This is a genomic window from bacterium, from assembly GCA_013360215.1.
Taxonomy (GTDB): Bacteria; CLD3; CLD3; order SB21; family SB21; genus JABWCP01.
On the sequence record JABWCP010000001.1, the window covers coordinates 95,067 to 112,072 of the forward strand.

Annotated in this window: 15 protein-coding genes; 13 read left to right on the forward strand and 2 right to left on the reverse strand. The window is 44.9% G+C overall.

What is annotated here, in order from left to right:
• Window positions 1-59: 59 nt before the first annotated feature.
• The 7 genes from HUU58_00430 to HUU58_00460 all read left to right on the forward strand — a co-directional run bounded on the left by HUU58_00430 (window position 60) and on the right by HUU58_00460 (window position 6,992).
• Window positions 60-1,226: an LL-diaminopimelate aminotransferase gene (locus HUU58_00430; protein NUN44120.1), complete on the forward strand. Its 1,167-nt coding sequence runs from the start codon at window positions 60-62 to the stop codon at window positions 1,224-1,226.
• Between the two features lies 1 nt (window position 1,227).
• Window positions 1,228-1,602, forward strand: a complete 375-nt coding sequence (gene folB / locus HUU58_00435) for a dihydroneopterin aldolase (protein ID NUN44121.1) — start codon at window positions 1,228-1,230, stop codon at window positions 1,600-1,602.
• The gene (gene folK, locus HUU58_00440; GenBank protein NUN44122.1) at window positions 1,599-2,141 is read left to right on the forward strand and encodes a 2-amino-4-hydroxy-6-hydroxymethyldihydropteridine diphosphokinase; all 543 of its coding nucleotides are present in this window, start codon (window positions 1,599-1,601) and stop codon (window positions 2,139-2,141) included. Before folB ends, folK begins: the two co-directional genes overlap by 4 nt.
• Window positions 2,131-2,787, forward strand: a complete 657-nt coding sequence (locus tag HUU58_00445; GenBank protein NUN44123.1) for a deoxynucleoside kinase — start codon at window positions 2,131-2,133, stop codon at window positions 2,785-2,787. Before folK ends, HUU58_00445 begins: the two co-directional genes overlap by 11 nt.
• 19 nt (window positions 2,788-2,806) lie before the next feature.
• A complete protein-coding gene (amrS, locus tag HUU58_00450; GenBank protein ID NUN44124.1) occupies window positions 2,807-3,862 on the forward strand; it encodes an AmmeMemoRadiSam system radical SAM enzyme in 1,056 nt (351 codons plus the stop codon).
• Between the two features lie 208 nt (window positions 3,863-4,070).
• Complete coding sequence (mltG, locus tag HUU58_00455; protein NUN44125.1) at window positions 4,071-5,207, forward strand: endolytic transglycosylase MltG; 1,137 nt, start codon at window positions 4,071-4,073, stop codon at window positions 5,205-5,207.
• Between the two features lie 600 nt (window positions 5,208-5,807).
• Window positions 5,808-6,992, forward strand: a complete 1,185-nt coding sequence (locus HUU58_00460; protein NUN44126.1) for a LysM peptidoglycan-binding domain-containing protein — start codon at window positions 5,808-5,810, stop codon at window positions 6,990-6,992.
• Here HUU58_00460 and HUU58_00465 read toward each other — a convergent pair whose 3' ends face one another.
• Window positions 6,993-7,877 carry a M23 family metallopeptidase gene (locus HUU58_00465; protein NUN44127.1) on the reverse strand — a complete coding sequence of 295 codons (885 nt, stop codon included), beginning with the start codon at window positions 7,875-7,877 and terminating at the stop codon, window positions 6,993-6,995. It lies immediately after the preceding gene.
• 230 nt (window positions 7,878-8,107) lie between these two features.
• Here HUU58_00465 and speA point away from each other — a divergent pair, with 230 nt between their 5' ends.
• From speA to HUU58_00495, 6 genes are all read left to right on the forward strand, one after another.
• Window positions 8,108-10,051 (forward strand): biosynthetic arginine decarboxylase, encoded by a 1,944-nt coding sequence (gene speA / locus HUU58_00470; protein ID NUN44128.1) that lies wholly within the window; start codon window positions 8,108-8,110, stop codon window positions 10,049-10,051.
• A gap of 20 nt (window positions 10,052-10,071) precedes the next feature.
• Window positions 10,072-11,619, forward strand: a complete 1,548-nt coding sequence (gene lnt, locus HUU58_00475; protein ID NUN44129.1) for an apolipoprotein N-acyltransferase — start codon at window positions 10,072-10,074, stop codon at window positions 11,617-11,619.
• A 2-nt stretch (window positions 11,620-11,621) separates the two neighbouring features.
• On the forward strand, window positions 11,622-12,359 hold the full coding sequence (locus HUU58_00480) for a UDP-2,3-diacylglucosamine diphosphatase (GenBank protein NUN44130.1): 738 nt from the start codon (window positions 11,622-11,624) through the stop codon (window positions 12,357-12,359).
• Window positions 12,356-13,558, forward strand: coding sequence for a DUF3047 domain-containing protein (locus tag HUU58_00485; protein ID NUN44131.1), 1,203 nt, complete (start codon window positions 12,356-12,358; stop codon window positions 13,556-13,558). Before HUU58_00480 ends, HUU58_00485 begins: the two co-directional genes overlap by 4 nt.
• Before the next feature lie 234 nt (window positions 13,559-13,792).
• Complete coding sequence (gene rpsA / locus HUU58_00490) at window positions 13,793-15,508, forward strand: 30S ribosomal protein S1 (GenBank protein ID NUN44132.1); 1,716 nt, start codon at window positions 13,793-13,795, stop codon at window positions 15,506-15,508.
• A gap of 75 nt (window positions 15,509-15,583) precedes the next feature.
• Window positions 15,584-16,228 carry a ribonuclease HII gene (locus tag HUU58_00495; GenBank protein NUN44133.1) on the forward strand — a complete coding sequence of 215 codons (645 nt, stop codon included), beginning with the start codon at window positions 15,584-15,586 and terminating at the stop codon, window positions 16,226-16,228.
• Here HUU58_00495 and HUU58_00500 read toward each other — a convergent pair.
• Window positions 16,225-17,001, reverse strand: coding sequence for an alpha/beta hydrolase (locus HUU58_00500; GenBank protein ID NUN44134.1), 777 nt, complete (start codon window positions 16,999-17,001; stop codon window positions 16,225-16,227). The genes HUU58_00495 and HUU58_00500 overlap by 4 nt on opposite strands.
• Between the last annotated feature and the right edge of the window lie 5 nt (window positions 17,002-17,006).

Genomic DNA, 17,006 nt, shown 5'->3' on the forward strand with positions numbered 1-17,006 from the left:
GAATGAAAATATCCTTTAAGGTATATTGTTCAGATTTTTATGAACTTACTATTATTTTTATGGCATTTCGTTTAGCTAATCGTTTTGAAGAATTGCCCGTACATGCTTTTGCCGAGGTGGATCGCCTCAAACGCGAAGCCATTGCCCAAGGAAAAGACGTTATAGATTTGGGTGTAGGTGACCCCGATGTTCCCACCCCACAACCTATCATAGATGCTTGCACCAAGGCGCTACAAAAACCGGCCAACCACCGATACCCCTACCAAGCCGGTTCAATGCGTTTTAGGGAAAGTGTTTCGGCTTTTATGAAAAGACGATACGATGTAACGGTAGATCCTCAACGCAATATCGTTCCTTTGATCGGTTCCAAAGAAGGTATAGCCCATTTTCCGATCGCTTTTGTAAATCCGGGTGAAACCGTCATTGCACCGGATCCTGGTTATCCGGCCTATGTGACGGGAACTAAATTAGCCGGCGGCGTGCTCCATTCGATACCGTTATTAGCAAAAAATCGTTTTCTGATGCCGCTCAATGAAATCCCTGCCGATGTCGTAAAACGTGCACGATTGATGTTTTTCAATTATCCCAACAACCCGACTACCGGTTGGGCGGATCGAAGTGATTTCGAATCCATCGCTCAGTTCTGTAAAACTAACGACATTATTGCTGCTCATGACGCGGCATATCAGGAACTTTTCTTCGAAGAAGCACCACCCAGTCTGATGCAAACAACATGCGGTCTTGACGGCGGCATCGAATTCCATTCGCTGTCTAAAACTTTTAACATGACCGGATGGCGCGTCGGATTTGCCGTTGGCGAACCTTCCTTGATCGCCGGACTGTCCAGACTCAAAGCCAACATAGATACCGGTTTATTCTTAGCGTTACAAGAGGCGGCCGCGTTTGCATTGGATCATTGCGAAGAATTTACGAAACCTATGATCGAATTATATAGACGCCGTAAAGATACGGTAGTGCAAGGGCTCAATGCGGCCGGATTCAAAAGTCATCATGGCAAAGCAACCATTTACGTATGGACAGAAGTGCCCGGCGGTTCAGATTCAATGACCTTTACTAAACAATTATTGGATAAAACAGGAGTCGTTGTAACACCCGGTTCGGCGCTCGGTCAGTCCAGCGGATCGTACTTTCGCATTGCGCTGACACAGTCCGAAGAACGTCTCTCGGAAGCCGTGCGGCGTATGGCGGCTTTTGCTAAAGCGTAACATGAAAAATAACGATAAAATCCGACTCGTCAATCTGATCATTTATGCTCATCATGGTGCACATGAAGAGGAGCGGCGCTTAGGTCAGCGCTTTGAAATCGATGTTGAACTTGGACTTGATTTCCAACCGGCGGCGCTCGCCGATGATTTGCATCTGAGCGTGGACTACGGCACCGTGTATCAGCGCATTCACACTGTCGTCACGGAAAAGAAATATTACCTGATTGAGGCGGTCGCTGAAAATATCGCGCAGCGACTACTTAATGATTTCCCGATACAGGTCGTCACAGTCTGTGTCCGTAAACCGAGTGTTCCCATTCACGGTTCCTTGGATCATGTGGAAGTTGAAATCACCCGTGAAAGAAAAACCACATGAAAAGTAAAGTACTGCTCAGCTTAGGCTCCAACATAGGTGATCGGATGCAGCATCTTCGCGAAGCTGTTGATCTAATGAGCCGATTTGCCGGCATTACACAGATCGCATCCATTTATGAAACCGAGCCGGTTAGCCCGATCATGCAGGATAATTATTACAATACGGCTATGATCATTGATACGGACTTAGATGCTCAGAGCCTCATGAAAAAACTATTAGACGTAGAAAAATCATTAGGTCGTGAAAGAACGATTCCCGGGAACGCACGCACGATTGATTTGGATATTATATTGTTTGGTGATCTCATTATGAATACGTCGGATACGGTCATCCCCCATCCGCGTTTTGCAGAGCGAAATTTTGTTCTCGTACCGTCGGCCGAAATTGCCGGGAATTGGCTTTGCCCGGTTCGGCACCTCACGATACAGGAAATTCTAAATCTATCCCGTGATACGCATCACGTACAATGCGCCGTTTCGCGGGACAATCCCGACGCCATCTTTCACTTATTACCGATGGGAGACGCGATTGGCCACTGACGAAAAAATACGATTTATCGCCATAGAAGGCGTCCTTAAGCCGGAAAACACCGCGCTCGCACGCAATCTTTCCCAGATGGCCAATGCCCGACCCATTTTGGAAGCCGAATTTCTTTCTCCATTGGTTAACATTCACAGCACCGATCCCAAAGATATGGCCTTCAAAAAGCATATGCTGCACCTTATGGATCGGTATAAAATGCTCAAACAGATTCATCAGACTGAGATTTTTTTTGAACAGGTCATTTGCGATTATCTTTTTTATGCCGATCGCGTATATGCGAACCTGAAACTTGATAACGAAGATATGCATCTGTACGATACGATGATGAATGTGATGGAACGCGAATTACCCATACCGGATCTGGTCATCTATCTTCAGAGTAATATTGACACCGTGATGGAAAAAATTCACACCCGGCATGCACTCGGTAATGCAAGCAAAGAACGGCAACGCATGGACGAAGCCTACATCGCAGCGCTCAACGAAGAGTTCAATCAATTTTTTCTTTATTACCGTTGGTCACCGGTGCTTATTGTTAACGCCAATCAATTAGACCCGGAAAATACCCATCACCTCGAAGATCTTTACCAACGTTTAGATACGCGCTTATCCGGCGTAGTTTACTATAATCCGCCGGCCTGAATCCCCGAAAGGACGGATCATGCGTGCCCCATCATCATTGCGCGATAACCTCCGATCACTTGTCCAAGAAGGAACACTGTATAAACAAACCGACGACGGTCGTGTGCAATGTTACGCGTGCGGTCATCGCTGCATCATCGGCGAAGGGCGCGATGGTATTTGCAAAGTTCGCTTCAACCGCAATAATAAATTATGGGTTCCCCACGGATATACGGCCGGCATACAACTTGATCCCGTCGAAAAAAAACCATTCTTTCACGTGTTTCCCGGCAGCACAGCGATGAGTTTTGGAATGTTAGGATGCGATCTGCACTGCGCGTATTGCCAAAACTGGATCACATCCCAAGCCTTGCAAGACCCATACGCCGGCGTACCGCCCCGTCTTATCACCGCCGCCGAATTGGCCCAACATGCATCGGATCATGGCGCGCGCCTTCTCACAAGTACCTATAATGAACCGCTCATCACCGCCGAATGGGCGGTGCGCGTCTTTGAAGAAGGACAACGCCTAGGTTTATACGGTGCCTTTGTATCCAATGGCAATGCAACACCGGAAGTTTTAACTTTTCTGCGTCCGTATGTTTCTATGTACAAAGTAGATCTCAAAAGTTTTAACGACAAAAATTATCGGAAGCTCGGTACCACGTTAAAAAATGTAACCGACAGCATAGAAAAAATTCATGCCATGGGTTTTTGGTTGGAAATCGTAACCCTGATCGTTCCGGGCTTTAATGATTCGGATGCCGAACTGCAGGGCATGGCATCATTTATAAAAAAAATTTCATCCGATATACCCTGGCATGTCACGGCGTTTCATCCTGACTACAAGATGACCGATCCGGATGAAACCGATGCCGATACATTAGCACGCGCAGCACATATCGGTAAAAACGAAGGCCTGCATTTTGTATATACCGGAAATCGCCCGGGTGAACTGCGTGATATGGAAAACACGTACTGCCCGGGATGCAAAGCATTGTTAGTAAAACGCCACGGTTATCGCATTCAGCAAAATAGGATTATCCACGGAAAATGCCCGAATTGCGATCGGAAAATTCCCGGCTATTGGTCCTAAATTTACCCCTTATCGTAATCATTAGTTTTAAATTGAAATAAATAGCACTGGTATAAGTGTGCACGCATTTAATCTTCGATTGATTATTTTCTAACATCTTATTCTTAATAACGTAATTGCTAAAATAGCGTAATGACTAATACTTCTTATTCAACACACTGATTCAATCTCCTACAGAAATTTAGTTTAATCCAAAATATTTGATTCCATGCTTTCTTTTTTATATACTTCGCGCGGTTTCGGTTTCACTAAGAAGGAAAATTCATTGGTTATTGAAGATCCGCGCTCAGAAGCACGTAAGCGCTTATTGCAATACATTTTTATCGGCATCAGTATTCTCGTCGTTGCTACATTGCTTGTCGTTGTTAGTTTTTACAAACTTGTTTTGTATAACGCGCCTTCGATCAATGTCGAACAATTACCGTTAGATAAAAAGTTACTCATTACTATTCCCAAAGGCGCATCGTTGAATGGCATTTCGAACGTCTTACAGGAAAGCGGTGTTATAGAAAACGCTACTCTCTTTCGTTTGGCCGCTCGCTATCTCGGCGCAGAACGAAGTCTGAAAGCAGGGCAATATCTTTTGCCGGCACACGGTTCCAATCATCAGATCATCCGCATATTACAAAATGCCGTACCCCAGAGTGTTCGTGTGACGATTCCGGAAGGCCGCGGCTTACGCTCCATCATACAGCTTTTATCGGCCAAACTTCCGCTGGACTCTGCTAAATTTGTCAATGCCGTCAATGACTCTTTACTCTGTCGTGAATTAGGATTCCCGGATAAATCGCTCTTTGGTTATCTGATGCCCAACACTTATTTCATTGATCCCGGAACCAGCGAAAGTGACATCGTTCGCTTGATGATCGCGGAGTATACTAATTTTTTTGGCGATGACTTAAAAAAGCGAGCTGCAGAATTGCAATTGACACCGCGTCAGATCATGACCATTGCCTCCATCATCGAGGGCGAAACTGCGGACGATGACGAGCGATATTTAGTTTCATCCGTTTATCATAATCGTGTACGCCGCGGAATGATGCTGCAAGCGGATCCGACCATACAGTTCATCATCAAGGATGGTCCGCGTCGCCTATACAACAAAGATCTGGAAATAGACAGCCCTTACAACACATATAAATATGCAGGTCTGCCTCCGGGCCCGGTCAACAATCCAGGCAAAGCATCCATTCTTGCCGCGCTGTATCCGGCCAATTCGGAATATCTTTATATGGTGGCGGACGGAAAAGGAAAACACATTTTTTCTAAAACAATGGAAGAACACTTGCGTGCGCGCAAACAATTGGATGCGATACGTAAACAATTAGAAAAAAAGAAAAAATAGCGTCATTCTCCATCACGTTACCACAAAATCTCACATAACCCGCAGAACCGCAACCTACAATGTTTTACAGCCAATCGCATAAAAAAATACACCAAACGGTAAAAAAAAACACAAAATCAAAAACCATTTTTATTCTCCGAAGTATAAAATTTTATTGACTTTATTTTCAAAATAGGTTAAAATAATTTTGTGAGAGTTTGAAGGAGCTCTCATTTAATTAACAGAAGTACTAACAGGTGAAAGGAGTTCAAACCATGCCTACTAAAAAAGCTGGTGCGAAGAAACCCGCTGCTAAAAAAGCCGCGAAGAAGACCGCTAAGAAAACGACCAAAAAAGCTGCTAAGAAGAAGTAATCTCTTCTAATCGCTTACTTACCGGGTTCCGACTGGATTACACCCCGTAAGTTGTCGTTTGCGGAGGGTTACACGACCTCCACAGTCTTTGAAAAAGCAGGTATCCTTGATGCCTGCTTTTTTCTTTTCTTTTTTTTAATTATGATTTGCTATGAAAAATATTTTAATACCTACCACTATCATAACTACAATCCTATTCCTGTTAAGCAACTCATCACTGCAAGGTCAAACCGCGAACTCCGAGGCGATGAGTAAGAAACATGTTTTGGGCAAATGGGTACAACTTCCCGATACGCTGACTTTTTGCGGAGAGGTCATCCCTCTCAATGATCCCGAAGTACGCGAACGTGCAGAAGATATTTTTTATACACGGCTGGGCGACGATGATCGCTTCTATCTTTTATTACGACGCACCTCCCGTTATTTCCCGTTTTATGAAAAAGTTTTTCGTGAAATGGAATTACCATCCGACCTTAAATACTTATCTGTCGCCGAAAGCTCGTTGCGTATTGATGCATACTCTTCAGCCGATGCCACAGGTTTATGGCAATTTATTGCAGGAACGGCCAAAATTTGGGGATTGCGCGTAGATAAATATGCCGACGAACGATTTCATGTCGAAAAATCAACCCGCGCTGCCTGCACTCTTTTAAAGAATCTGCGCATGGCTTTCGGCAGTTGGAGTTTGGCCGCAGCAGCGTACAATACAGGTGAAGCAAATATCGAAAAAGCCGTTGACGGCCAGCATGATGATAACTATTACAATCTTTTTTTAAACAAGGAAACACGGCAGTACGTGATTCACATCGCCGTACTTAAGGAAATTTTAGAACATCCCGAAAAATATGGTTACGCCATTCCGGATTCCTCCTACTTCAAACCATTCGATGACCGTACAGAAACAATAGCACTAAAAGGTCCGGTCAAAGATTTGGGATTGTGGGCAAAATCAATCGGTACCAATTACAAAACGATCAAAATGCTTAACTTCTGGATTATGCGCTATGATTTGCCCGAAGGTATTTGGGAGCTACGCGTTCCTGAAGGTCTCTCAAGTGATTCTTCGCTCATGCAGTTTTGGCAATCAAAAAATGATTCGATCATTTACGGCGAAAACAATCGGGTGACGATTTTTCACACAGTTCAACCGGGTGAATCGCAGATACGTATTGCCGCCATGTACAGCATAAGTATTCAGGAACTGAAAGATTGGAACGGGCTTAAGAATGATGCTGTTGTGGTAAATCAAAAATTGAAATTGAAAATCCCTGCTCACACTAAGATACAATATCCGGTTCGCAGTGGTGATAATCTTTTGAAAATAGCCGAACAATTTAAAGTCACAGCAGCACGTATCAAAGAATGGAATAAACGAGAGTTGAATGGTTTGCAGGCAGGTGAAGTACTTACGATCTATATCGGAAGGAATTAATTACCATTCCATTTCCAAATAATCCACCATATCGAAGAAAATAAAAAGCTCAGGGTTTTGAGGTACATTATTGATACGCACTTCGTAGTGCAAATGCGGTCCGGTAGATAAACCGGTGCTCCCCACCTCAGCAATTTTTTGATTACGCTTTACCCGTTCCCCGTTTTTTACTTTATACGATGACAAATGGCCGTATAGTGTCTTTATTCCGTTACCGTGATCTACGATGATAGATTTACCGTAACCACCGCGCCAAGTCACCCCTTCGACAACGCCATCGGCCGTAACATAAACCGGCGTTCCCCAACGCGCGGCAATATCCAAACCGGTGTGCGGTATAAACGAACGAAATGATTTACGAACGCCGAAACGATCTGTGATGCGCCCGCGTTTGATCGGATTGATTGACGGAAGATAAACCAACTTCGCTGCATTGGCACTGATGTTTTCATGCAGTTCCGCATAACTCTGCAATTCGAGTTTAATATTACTTTCCAGCTTCTCTAAGTTCTCAAGATTTTTACGCACCAGCCCATCCGCATCGTCCGATAACAAATCCGGGTTGTAATCAATTTCCAAATCACTGCCACCGATACCGGCATCTTTAAGCAGCATATTGATATCCGGCAGATCGGCGATGACACGCAGTTCACTATCCTTAGTACGAATTAGCTTAAGCTGTTCGTCAATCACTTTCATACGGCCGCCGATATCGGAAAGTTGATCTTTGAGAATTCGATTTTCCGCGTTGAGTTCGGCCAGGCGTTCATCACCGGAATATTTGGAAAACAAAAAACCGAGAATACTCATTGAAATAAATAAAAAACTAACCAAAGCCGCCAAAAACAAAGTAAGGCGATTCCGGGAAACCATAAGTTCACGCATGCCCGATTGATTCTCGGGAACGTATAACAGGCGGAACCGTTTGTCAGTAAACCATTTCATGGGCATAAAAGTACATAAGCATGCCCTTAAAGGCAAGATGTTTTGAGGATACCGCCTGCACTTTTTCCAAAAAAAGCTGCTATGCAAAGACATTTACTATTGCATATCTATGCGGTTCGGTATAATATTGCGCACCATTAATTTTAACTTTACAACGCAGACTGAAATACCTGCATTTTGAGGAGACGCCGAAGTTGACCTGGACAACCGATGATGCCAATAAAATCTACAATGTCGAAGAATGGGGTGCGGGTTATTTTCACATCAACACCAAAGGCCATATTAGCGTAACGCCCACCGGCGACCTTGGCAAATCCATTGACCTTAAAACGGTTGTAGACGATATCAAAGCACGCGGCATAGCCCTGCCCGTTCTTGTTCGGTTTCAGGATATTCTTCGAAGCCGCGTTCGGGAGCTCAATGAACATTTTCGCCGTGCGATCAGTGAATACAATTATCAAGGCAAATACCACGGCGTTTTCCCGATCAAAGTCAATCAATTGCGTGAGGCCGTCGAAGAAATACTGGATGCCGGTATTCCCTACGGTTACGGGATTGAGTGTGGCAGCAAACCGGAACTGTATGTCGCGCTAGCTCTTGTCGAAGATAAAGAAACGCTCATCATAGCCAACGGCTATAAAGATGCGCAATTCATTCGTATGGCGCTCCTGGGTAAACAACTCCGAAAGAACGTTATCATCGTTGTCGAAAAGTTATCCGAGCTGCGGCAGATTTTGCAGATATCCAAAGAAATCGGTGTCGAGCCGGCAATCGGTATTCGCGCTAAACTCAGTACCAAAGGCACCGGCAAATGGGAAGCTTCCAGCGGTGATCAGTCCAAGTTTGGCCTCTCTATGCCAGAGATCGTCGAAGCCATCGAAATGCTCAAAGAAAATAACCTGACGAGCGCTTTTAAGTTACTGCACTTTCACATGGGCTCCCAAATACCCGATATCCGTACGATCAAAGCGGCCGCTAAGGAAGCTTCGCGTATCTATGCGAGCGCCTATAAAATGGGTATGCCTATTCAGTTTATTGATGTCGGTGGCGGTTTGGGCGTTGACTATGACGGATCTCGGACAACATTTCGCAGCAGTATGAATTATAGTTTGCAGGAATATGCCAACGATATCGTTTATACTATTTTGGAAGTATGTAATTCGGAAGAAATTCCCCATCCCAATATTGTCAGCGAAAGCGGACGTGCCATCGTAGCCCATCATTCCGTTTTGGTTTTGGAAATTTTTGGTAACATTGAGAAAAAACCGTCCGCATTTAAAATGGATTTTTCTCCCGAAGATCCGGACATTATACAAGAAATGCTGGATCTGCGTCATCAATTGCACAAAAAAAACACCAACTACCTCGAAGTCTATCACGACGCCGCACAACGCCGCGAAGAAGCGCACTCGCTATTCTCACTCGGTTATCTGACGCTCATCGAAAAAGCTAAAATTGAGAACCTGTATTGGGAAATCATCAATATCATCCGTGAATATTCCCGCAGTCTGGAAGTGATACCCGAAGAATTAGCCGAGCTTGAGCCCAAATTAGCTGATCAGTATCTCTGCAATTTTTCGATTTTCCAATCGTTGCTGGACCATTGGGCGATCGACCATTTATTCCCCATTGTACCGATACACCGACTCAACGAAGAGCCGACCAAACGCGCTATTCTGGTGGACATCACCTGCGACTCCGACGGAAAAATCTGTAAATTCATTGACATGAAAGATGTCAAAGATAAGCTGGAACTTCACCCCCTGAATGATGATCCCTATTATATCGGTATTTTCTTATTGGGCGCTTATCAGGATATCATGGGTGATATGCATAATCTTTTCGGTCGCGTCAATGAAGTACACGTTTTTATGGATGACGAAGAACCGGATAACTACTACGTCGAAGAAATCATTCCCGGTTCCAATGTTGGGCAAGTATTATCGCTGGTACAGTACAATGAAAATGAGATCATCAAGCTCATCAAAAAAACCGTGGATCAGCGCATCAAAGAAGGGCAACTCAAACCCAGCGAAGGTGTTAAATTATTAGACACCTACGAAGCCGGACTTAAAGATTATACCTATCTTCAGCTCAACGGCCGTTCACGTTAGACTGTGGCGGATATAGGACTATGATCACACGCACCCGCATTTTGTATCTTACGGGGCCGTTGCTTTTTTTATTAAGCTTTCCCCCGCTTCCTACCGGATTTTTAGCCTATATCGCTCTCCTTCCTTTTTTTGAATTGCTGCGTCAAAATCAATATCGGTTCGGTTTTAGAACCGGTTACGGCTTGGGTTTGCTTACCATGGGTATTTTTATTCATTGGCTCAATGCCAATACCGGAGCAACACTACCGCAGGCCACCGGCATGTATCTCGGGACGATCATGTATCTGGCTTTGTATTGGGGATGTTTCGGCGCCATACAAGGTTTTATCCAACGCAAACTTGGTGAACGTGGTTTATGGTTAGCTCCCTTTTTGTGGGCATCGCTGGACTACGTCCAGTCGCTCGGCGAACTTGGTTTTACTTGGCATAATCTGGCGACAACCCAGTCTTATTATCTTCCTTTGATTCAGTTTATAGATATTACCGGCATTTACGGGCTTTCGTTTTGGATCGCTTTGGTTAATGTTATCATTTTCAAATTAATCAATGCCTATCGTGAACAGCAAAAAAATCAAGTGGTGTCCTATGCCGTGGGTTTGGGAATGATTTTTCTTTTGCCGCTAGTCTATGGCTTTTTGTCGTCGTGGCGGGAAACTTCGGAAAAAAAGTTGCGTGTAGCGATCATACAGCCCAATATTGAACCGAACCGCAAATGGCTTGAGCATGATTTTGCATACGAAGAATTGTTGCGCTTAACGCAATCCATCCCTGAAGGTAAAACCGATCTGATCATTTGGCCGGAAACGGCCATTCCAGTTCGATTGAGACAAGATCGAACTAAACTCGCAGCGATACGTGAAATCTTAAAAGAAAAAAAAGCCTCTCTGCTCACCGGAATACCCGATCGGAAAACGACAGAAACCGAAGACGGACGACGGACGGCTGAATATTATAACGCCGCGCTCGTTATTCGCCCGGATAATACGCAGCTTGGAAATTATGAAAAAGTTCATCTTGTTCCTTTTGGCGAATTCGTTCCGAGTTTTTTGAAGTTTTTGGACGCCATCGCCATGGAAGTCGGTGCCTCTAACTATACGCCCGGCGATTCAGTTCATGCTTTTACCATTCCTCTCTATTCCGATAGCATCCCGGCCGACTCAGCGTGTATTACTGCTGTCATTTGCCTTGAGTCCATATTCCCCTATCTAGTTCGGGAAGGTTTGGAGCGGGATGCGCAAGCTTTGGTCATTGTAACCAATGATTCATGGTATGATGGTACGATGGCGCCTGAACAACACGCACGCATCGCCGTTCTGAGAGCGATTGAGTTTCGCACTTCGGTAGCCCGGTGCGCCAACTCCGGCGTCTCCAACGCCATTGATCCCTACGGGCGCATTACGGCCAAGTTGGATAATGGCTTGCAGGGAGTGCTGTATGCGACGATACCGTTGCAAACCAGTACCAGCATTTATATGCGATGGGGCGATTGGTTCGCTCACAGTCTTTGGGTGATCACCACTTTATCGCTGTGCTTTTTGTTTTTTTATAAACCGTCGAAGCTCGATTGACCATGATTCAAAAGCCTTCATTTTTCATATCTGACATTCATTTTATGGGCGGGCGCTCAGCGGCGGAGTTTCATAAATACAGAATGGTCAAATCTTTTTTTGAGCACGTCGCTGAACATGGACAAGAGCTTTTTATACTCGGGGATTATTTTGATTTCGGCATTGATTATCGTCACAGCCTTCCCTCGCAAAACGTACGCGGCCTTGCGTTGTTGGTATTATTGGCAGACGCAGGAGTACAAATTCATTACCTTGTCGGCAATCATGATTTTTGGCTCGGTGATTTTTTACAAAAGGAGTTGGATATTAAACTTTATTATGAGCCATTTTCGATTTCACGCAACGGGAAAAATATTTATCTTATACACGGCGACGGATTATCCGATCTTGATAAATCCTATCGCACGATGCGCCGCATTTTGCGCGCTCGTTTCAATCAGTTTTTATTTCGATGGTTACATCCCGATCTCGGTATCGCCTTAGCCAATCGTATGTCGCACGCGAGCAAAAATCAGGATGTTTTATATACCAAATACAATCAGGATGAAAGCTATTTTAAGTCGCTGAATACCATTTTTGATCAGGGCTATGATATGATATTGATGGGACATCATCATCAGCCTATGATGCGTGTTTTCAATAATAAAATATATTATAATCTGGGAGACTGGATTCAGCACGGCAGTTACCTTGAATCCGACGCGCAGGGGTTTTCGCAAAAAACTTGGAAACTTACATGAGTTATATTCGACGAGTATTGTTTATCCTGTTATGCTTTCAAGCGTCGCTCTTTGCACAAGCACAGGTTTCAACGGACGCATTGAAGTCGCAGTTAACTTCCCTACGCGAGCTATTAAGAGATACGGCGCGCTTCCGTTCGACGCACGCTCCGGTTTTGATGGACCAGCTGATGGATTGGAATGAAATTACACGTCGAAAATTTGAAGCCAATTGGGTGAACCTTACCAAAAGCTGGCAGTTACGTTTCGAAAGAGCGATACGACAACGCCTCAGCGAGGTTTTTACACAATACCTGATACACAATGCGGCAACATTACGCCGTGCCGAGTCCCGTTGGTTTGACGAAGAGATCGGTATAACACGCGCCAAAGCGTCTCTGGAAATCGTACAAAATCAAGAAATCGTGCGCATCGCGTTGCGGCTTTCCTTTTCCGAGAACCGATGGCGAATATACGATATACGTACGCCCGAATTTCGTTTGCTGCGTGACCTTTTACCGGATTGCGATGAAAAGATCAGTGACGGATATAGCAATGAATACGTAGAAGCGCTGATCACCAACGCCGAACATTTTGTCATTGACGATTTTAATGCCGTTGAGTCAGGTGTTTTTCCGCGCAATTGGGGTTGGCGCAAGCGGGATGATGATCTGATGCGTTCTTCACAGCGCGTCTATAGTGTCGTCAAAGACAGTCAGGACAGCTATTTATCCGCCATAGCCCGCGGCACATCCGTTGCGCTAGTTCGGCCTTACAGTTATGATCTCCGTGAATATCCGGTACTCAAATGGAAATGGCGCGTCAATACCATGCCTCCGGCTTCATCCCAAAACGATGCGATCGAAAACGCCGCCTCGGTAACCGTCATTTTTTATCAAAATTGGCTCGGTGTGCCGATCACCATAACCTATGCCTGGGCCTATGAAGGCGGCACTTGTACGACGGTCAAAACTTCGGGTTGGTTATACGATAACTTTTCGATCGTTTTACGCAATGCCCAATCACCGCACGGTCAATGGATCGAAGAGACCATAAATCTTAGGGAAGATTATAAACGTATTTTCGGCGAATACCCACCGGATCAAATCGCCGGGTTATACATTATCACGGACAGCCCCAATTTTCAGTTTCCAACAACCGCCGATTACGATCATATCCGGGCTCAAAAAAGCACCACTACATATTCGTGCCGAAATTGAAAATTTACCTCAGTAACCCGGCTTCCAAGCCTTTGATTTTAGATACAAATTTTCCTTGCTTGCATAACTCTGATTTTCTATCTTCCTGCCCCTAAAACGGGATCTAAAAACAACAGCGTACACAAGGACGCCTAACCAAACCTCCGTTTACGCGGAGCCAGTAAAAGGAAATTTTGCGGATGCACCCTGTGGTCTGCCCATCCGGCGGATAAACATCAGCAAATAAAAGTTATCATGTCACAAACCACAAACCAAGCCCGTGACAAATTTCACGGCAAAGCCCCGCTCCCTTTCGTCAAAGTCAATGAAGCCATCGGTGATTATTCCGAATCGGAATTTCTTGATCTCAAGACCATGTATGATCGCACACTGAGTGAAATTTCACAAAGCACGATCGTCAAAGGTAAAATCCGTGCCATCAATGAAAAAGAAGTCAAAGTGGACATCGGATTCAAAAGCGAAGGCATTATTGCAACAACCGAATTTGGTTCCAACCTCGACAAATACAAAGTCGGCGATGAGATCGAAGTTTATCTTGACAATATGGAAGATAAAGAAGGCAATGTGATCCTTTCACACAAAAAAGCCGACTTTATGCGTTCCTGGGAAAAAATCAACCGCTTGCATGACAGCGGTGAAACCGTCAGCGGTACAATCGCCAAACGTATCAAGGGCGGTATGGTTGTCAGCGTGATGGGTATTGACTGCTTCCTCCCCGGATCGCAAATCGATGTTAAGCCGATCCGCGATTTTGATGCGTATGTAGGCCGCGAAATGAATTTCAAAGTCGTTAAGATCAACAACCTGCGCAAAAATGTGGTTGTCAGTAGCCGCGTTCTCATCGAAGAATCCACCAAAGGCCAGCGTGAACGCATCCTTACGGATTTACAAAAAGGTCAGATTCTTGAAGGAACGGTCAAAAACATTACCGATTTCGGTGCGTTTATTGATCTTGGCGGAGTGGACGGACTATTGCACATTACCGATATGTCTTGGGGTCGTGTCAAACATCCTTCGGAAATCGTCAAACTTGATGAAAAAATCAAAGTTATGGTCATTGATTTCAACGAGCACAAAGACCGCATTTCCCTCGGCCTCAAACAAATGCAGCCGGAACCGTGGCTCGAAGCCGCTAAAAAATATTCCATCGGTTCGATGGTCAAAGGTAAAATTGTTTCGATCACCGACTACGGCGCCTTCATCGAAATCGAAAAAGGTATCGAAGGTCTCATTCACATTTCTGAAATGTCATGGAATCAAACGATCAAACATCCTTCGCAGATGTTCAATCTCGGCGATGAAGTGGAAGCCGAAGTCGTTAATATCCAGGCGGATCAACGCAAAATATCCCTCTCGATCAAAAAACTGCAAAATGATCCTTGGGAACATGTGGATGACCGTTATCCCCTCGGCAGCAAACACGCCGGTACAGTACGTAATCTTACCAACTTCGGCGTTTTCGTGGAACTCGAACCCGGTATTGACGGTTTAGTTCACATTTCCGATTTATCATGGACTCGTAAGATCCGCAATCCTAATGAAATGGTCAAAAAAGGCGATCACTTGGATGTTGTCATCATGGGTATTGATAAAGATAATCGCCGTATCTCCATGAGCCACAAGCATGTCACGGAAAATCCGTGGGATGGCTTTATCCAGGCTTATGCCGCCAGTACGGAAACAACCGGCAAAATCATGCGTCATATCGAAAAGGGTGTGATCGTCGAATTGCCGCTCGGCGTCGAAGGTTTTGTACCGACGTCGCACTTGCCGAAATCCGATAAAAAAGACGCTTACGGCGAAGGCGTAGAACTCAACTTAGTCGTGATCGAATTTGATAAGGACAACAAAAAAATCGTCCTGTCCGCGACAGAGCTTGAAAAACAAAAAGAAGCTAAAATGGTCGAAGAATATAACGCCAGCCAAAAAGGCGGCGAAGCGCAAGCTTAATCTTCAGCCGTAATGAATCTGTTAAGGGTTGAATAGCGTAAGCCGTTCAACCCTTTTCTTTTAACCGTTTGAACTATGAGCAGTCATCCGCTATTAAAATACGAAACTGAGTGTTGGGAACACGGTCATCCCCACGTTGCCGGCGTGGATGAAGCCGGACGCGGTCCTCTGGCCGGGCCGGTCGTCGTGGCCGGTGCGATTTTTGAACGCGATTTTGTGATCGAAGGCGTTACCGACAGTAAACAGCTCACGGAAGAACGACGGGAGTTTTTTTTTAACACCATTCAAAGTAGTGCCTTAGCATTTCACATCGAAATCATCGATCATGAAAAAATAGATAAAATCAATATTCTGCAAGCTTCGCTATTAGGAATGCGGATGTGCGTCGAAAAGATGCGTATACCCGCTGATTTTGTTTTGATTGACGGCAACTCCGAAGCGTTTCCTAAAAACAACACCTATTATACCCGTCAGCGCCCTATCGTCAAAGGTGATGCCAAAAGTTTTACGATCGCGGCCGCTTCCATACTTGCCAAAGTAACACGGGATCGTTTGATGGTCGAATACGATAAAATTTTTCCACAATACGGATTTGCCAAACACAAAGGTTATCCGACCGCCGACCATATCCAAGCCCTCAAAACGCACGGACTTTGTATGATCCATCGCAAAACCTTTTGCGCTGGAATTATGAATGAGCAGATGGGATTAGAATTTTAGCGGATAGATAACTGTCGACGAAGAAAATTGCGAAGTATGCGATTAACTTCTTCCGGTTTTTCCATCATGCTGAGATGCCCGGATGCTTGTAGCATGTGAAACTCTATGTTTTGATCCAGCTCCCCCATTTTTTTTCGCCGTTCCTCAGAAACCAGTACATCATCGGTGCCGGTGATGATTAATTTCGACACGCGGCTTTGGATCAACATATCGGTATTATCTTCGCGTCGGGCCATCGCACGCTGCCCTTGCACCATGCCTTTAATATCCGCCTGTGTCATGATCGGAGCAATCGCTCCCGACAAATGCGACTGGTTGGCGGAGAGCATTTTGATTTTCATCATGTCTACGACAAACGCGCCGCCTTCCCTTTCTATGCGTTCTGCCATAGCATAACGATTTTGTATGCCTTCTTGTGTATCGGCAAAGGGTTGCGAATTCACCAACGTAAAAGAGAGAATATCGGCTGTGCCATCCTGACGCAACATCTCCAAAGCGATATATCCGCCCATAGAGTGCCCGAGAAGATGATAGCGGGCAATGTTTTTTTGTCGTAAACATAGCGTTACCCATCGTGCATAATCAGCTATGGTTTCCAATTCATAAAACGGAGTCTTACCCATACCCGGAAGGTCCAAAGCAAAAAACCGATATGTATCCGACAGTTCAAACTGATTTTGCCAAATCGAATGATCAAGCGGGTAGCCGTGTATAAATACAACGGGTACACCGCTACCTTGATCCTTACAATGAAATTTAATTTCACTATTCATAGCGA

Excerpts from the sequence above, each read along its gene's own strand:
- HUU58_00430 (NUN44120.1), top strand. The coding sequence starts at position 60 with ATGGCATTTCGTTTAGCTAATCGTTTTGAAGAATTGCCCGTACATGCT.
- folB (NUN44121.1), top strand. The coding sequence starts at position 1,228 with ATGAAAAATAACGATAAAATCCGACTCGTCAATCTGATCATTTATGCT.
- folK (NUN44122.1), top strand. The coding sequence starts at position 1,599 with ATGAAAAGTAAAGTACTGCTCAGCTTAGGCTCCAACATAGGTGATCGG.
- amrS (NUN44124.1), top strand. The coding sequence starts at position 2,807 with ATGCGTGCCCCATCATCATTGCGCGATAACCTCCGATCACTTGTCCAA.
- mltG (NUN44125.1), top strand. The coding sequence starts at position 4,071 with ATGCTTTCTTTTTTATATACTTCGCGCGGTTTCGGTTTCACTAAGAAG.
- HUU58_00460 (NUN44126.1), top strand. The coding sequence starts at position 5,808 with ATGAGTAAGAAACATGTTTTGGGCAAATGGGTACAACTTCCCGATACG.
- HUU58_00465 (NUN44127.1), bottom strand. The coding sequence starts at position 7,877 with ATGCGTGAACTTATGGTTTCCCGGAATCGCCTTACTTTGTTTTTGGCG.
- lnt (NUN44129.1), top strand. The coding sequence starts at position 10,072 with ATGATCACACGCACCCGCATTTTGTATCTTACGGGGCCGTTGCTTTTT.
- HUU58_00480 (NUN44130.1), top strand. The coding sequence starts at position 11,622 with ATGATTCAAAAGCCTTCATTTTTCATATCTGACATTCATTTTATGGGC.
- HUU58_00485 (NUN44131.1), top strand. The coding sequence starts at position 12,356 with ATGAGTTATATTCGACGAGTATTGTTTATCCTGTTATGCTTTCAAGCG.
- rpsA (NUN44132.1), top strand. The coding sequence starts at position 13,793 with ATGTCACAAACCACAAACCAAGCCCGTGACAAATTTCACGGCAAAGCC.
- HUU58_00495 (NUN44133.1), top strand. The coding sequence starts at position 15,584 with ATGAGCAGTCATCCGCTATTAAAATACGAAACTGAGTGTTGGGAACAC.
- HUU58_00500 (NUN44134.1), bottom strand. The coding sequence starts at position 17,001 with ATGAATAGTGAAATTAAATTTCATTGTAAGGATCAAGGTAGCGGTGTA.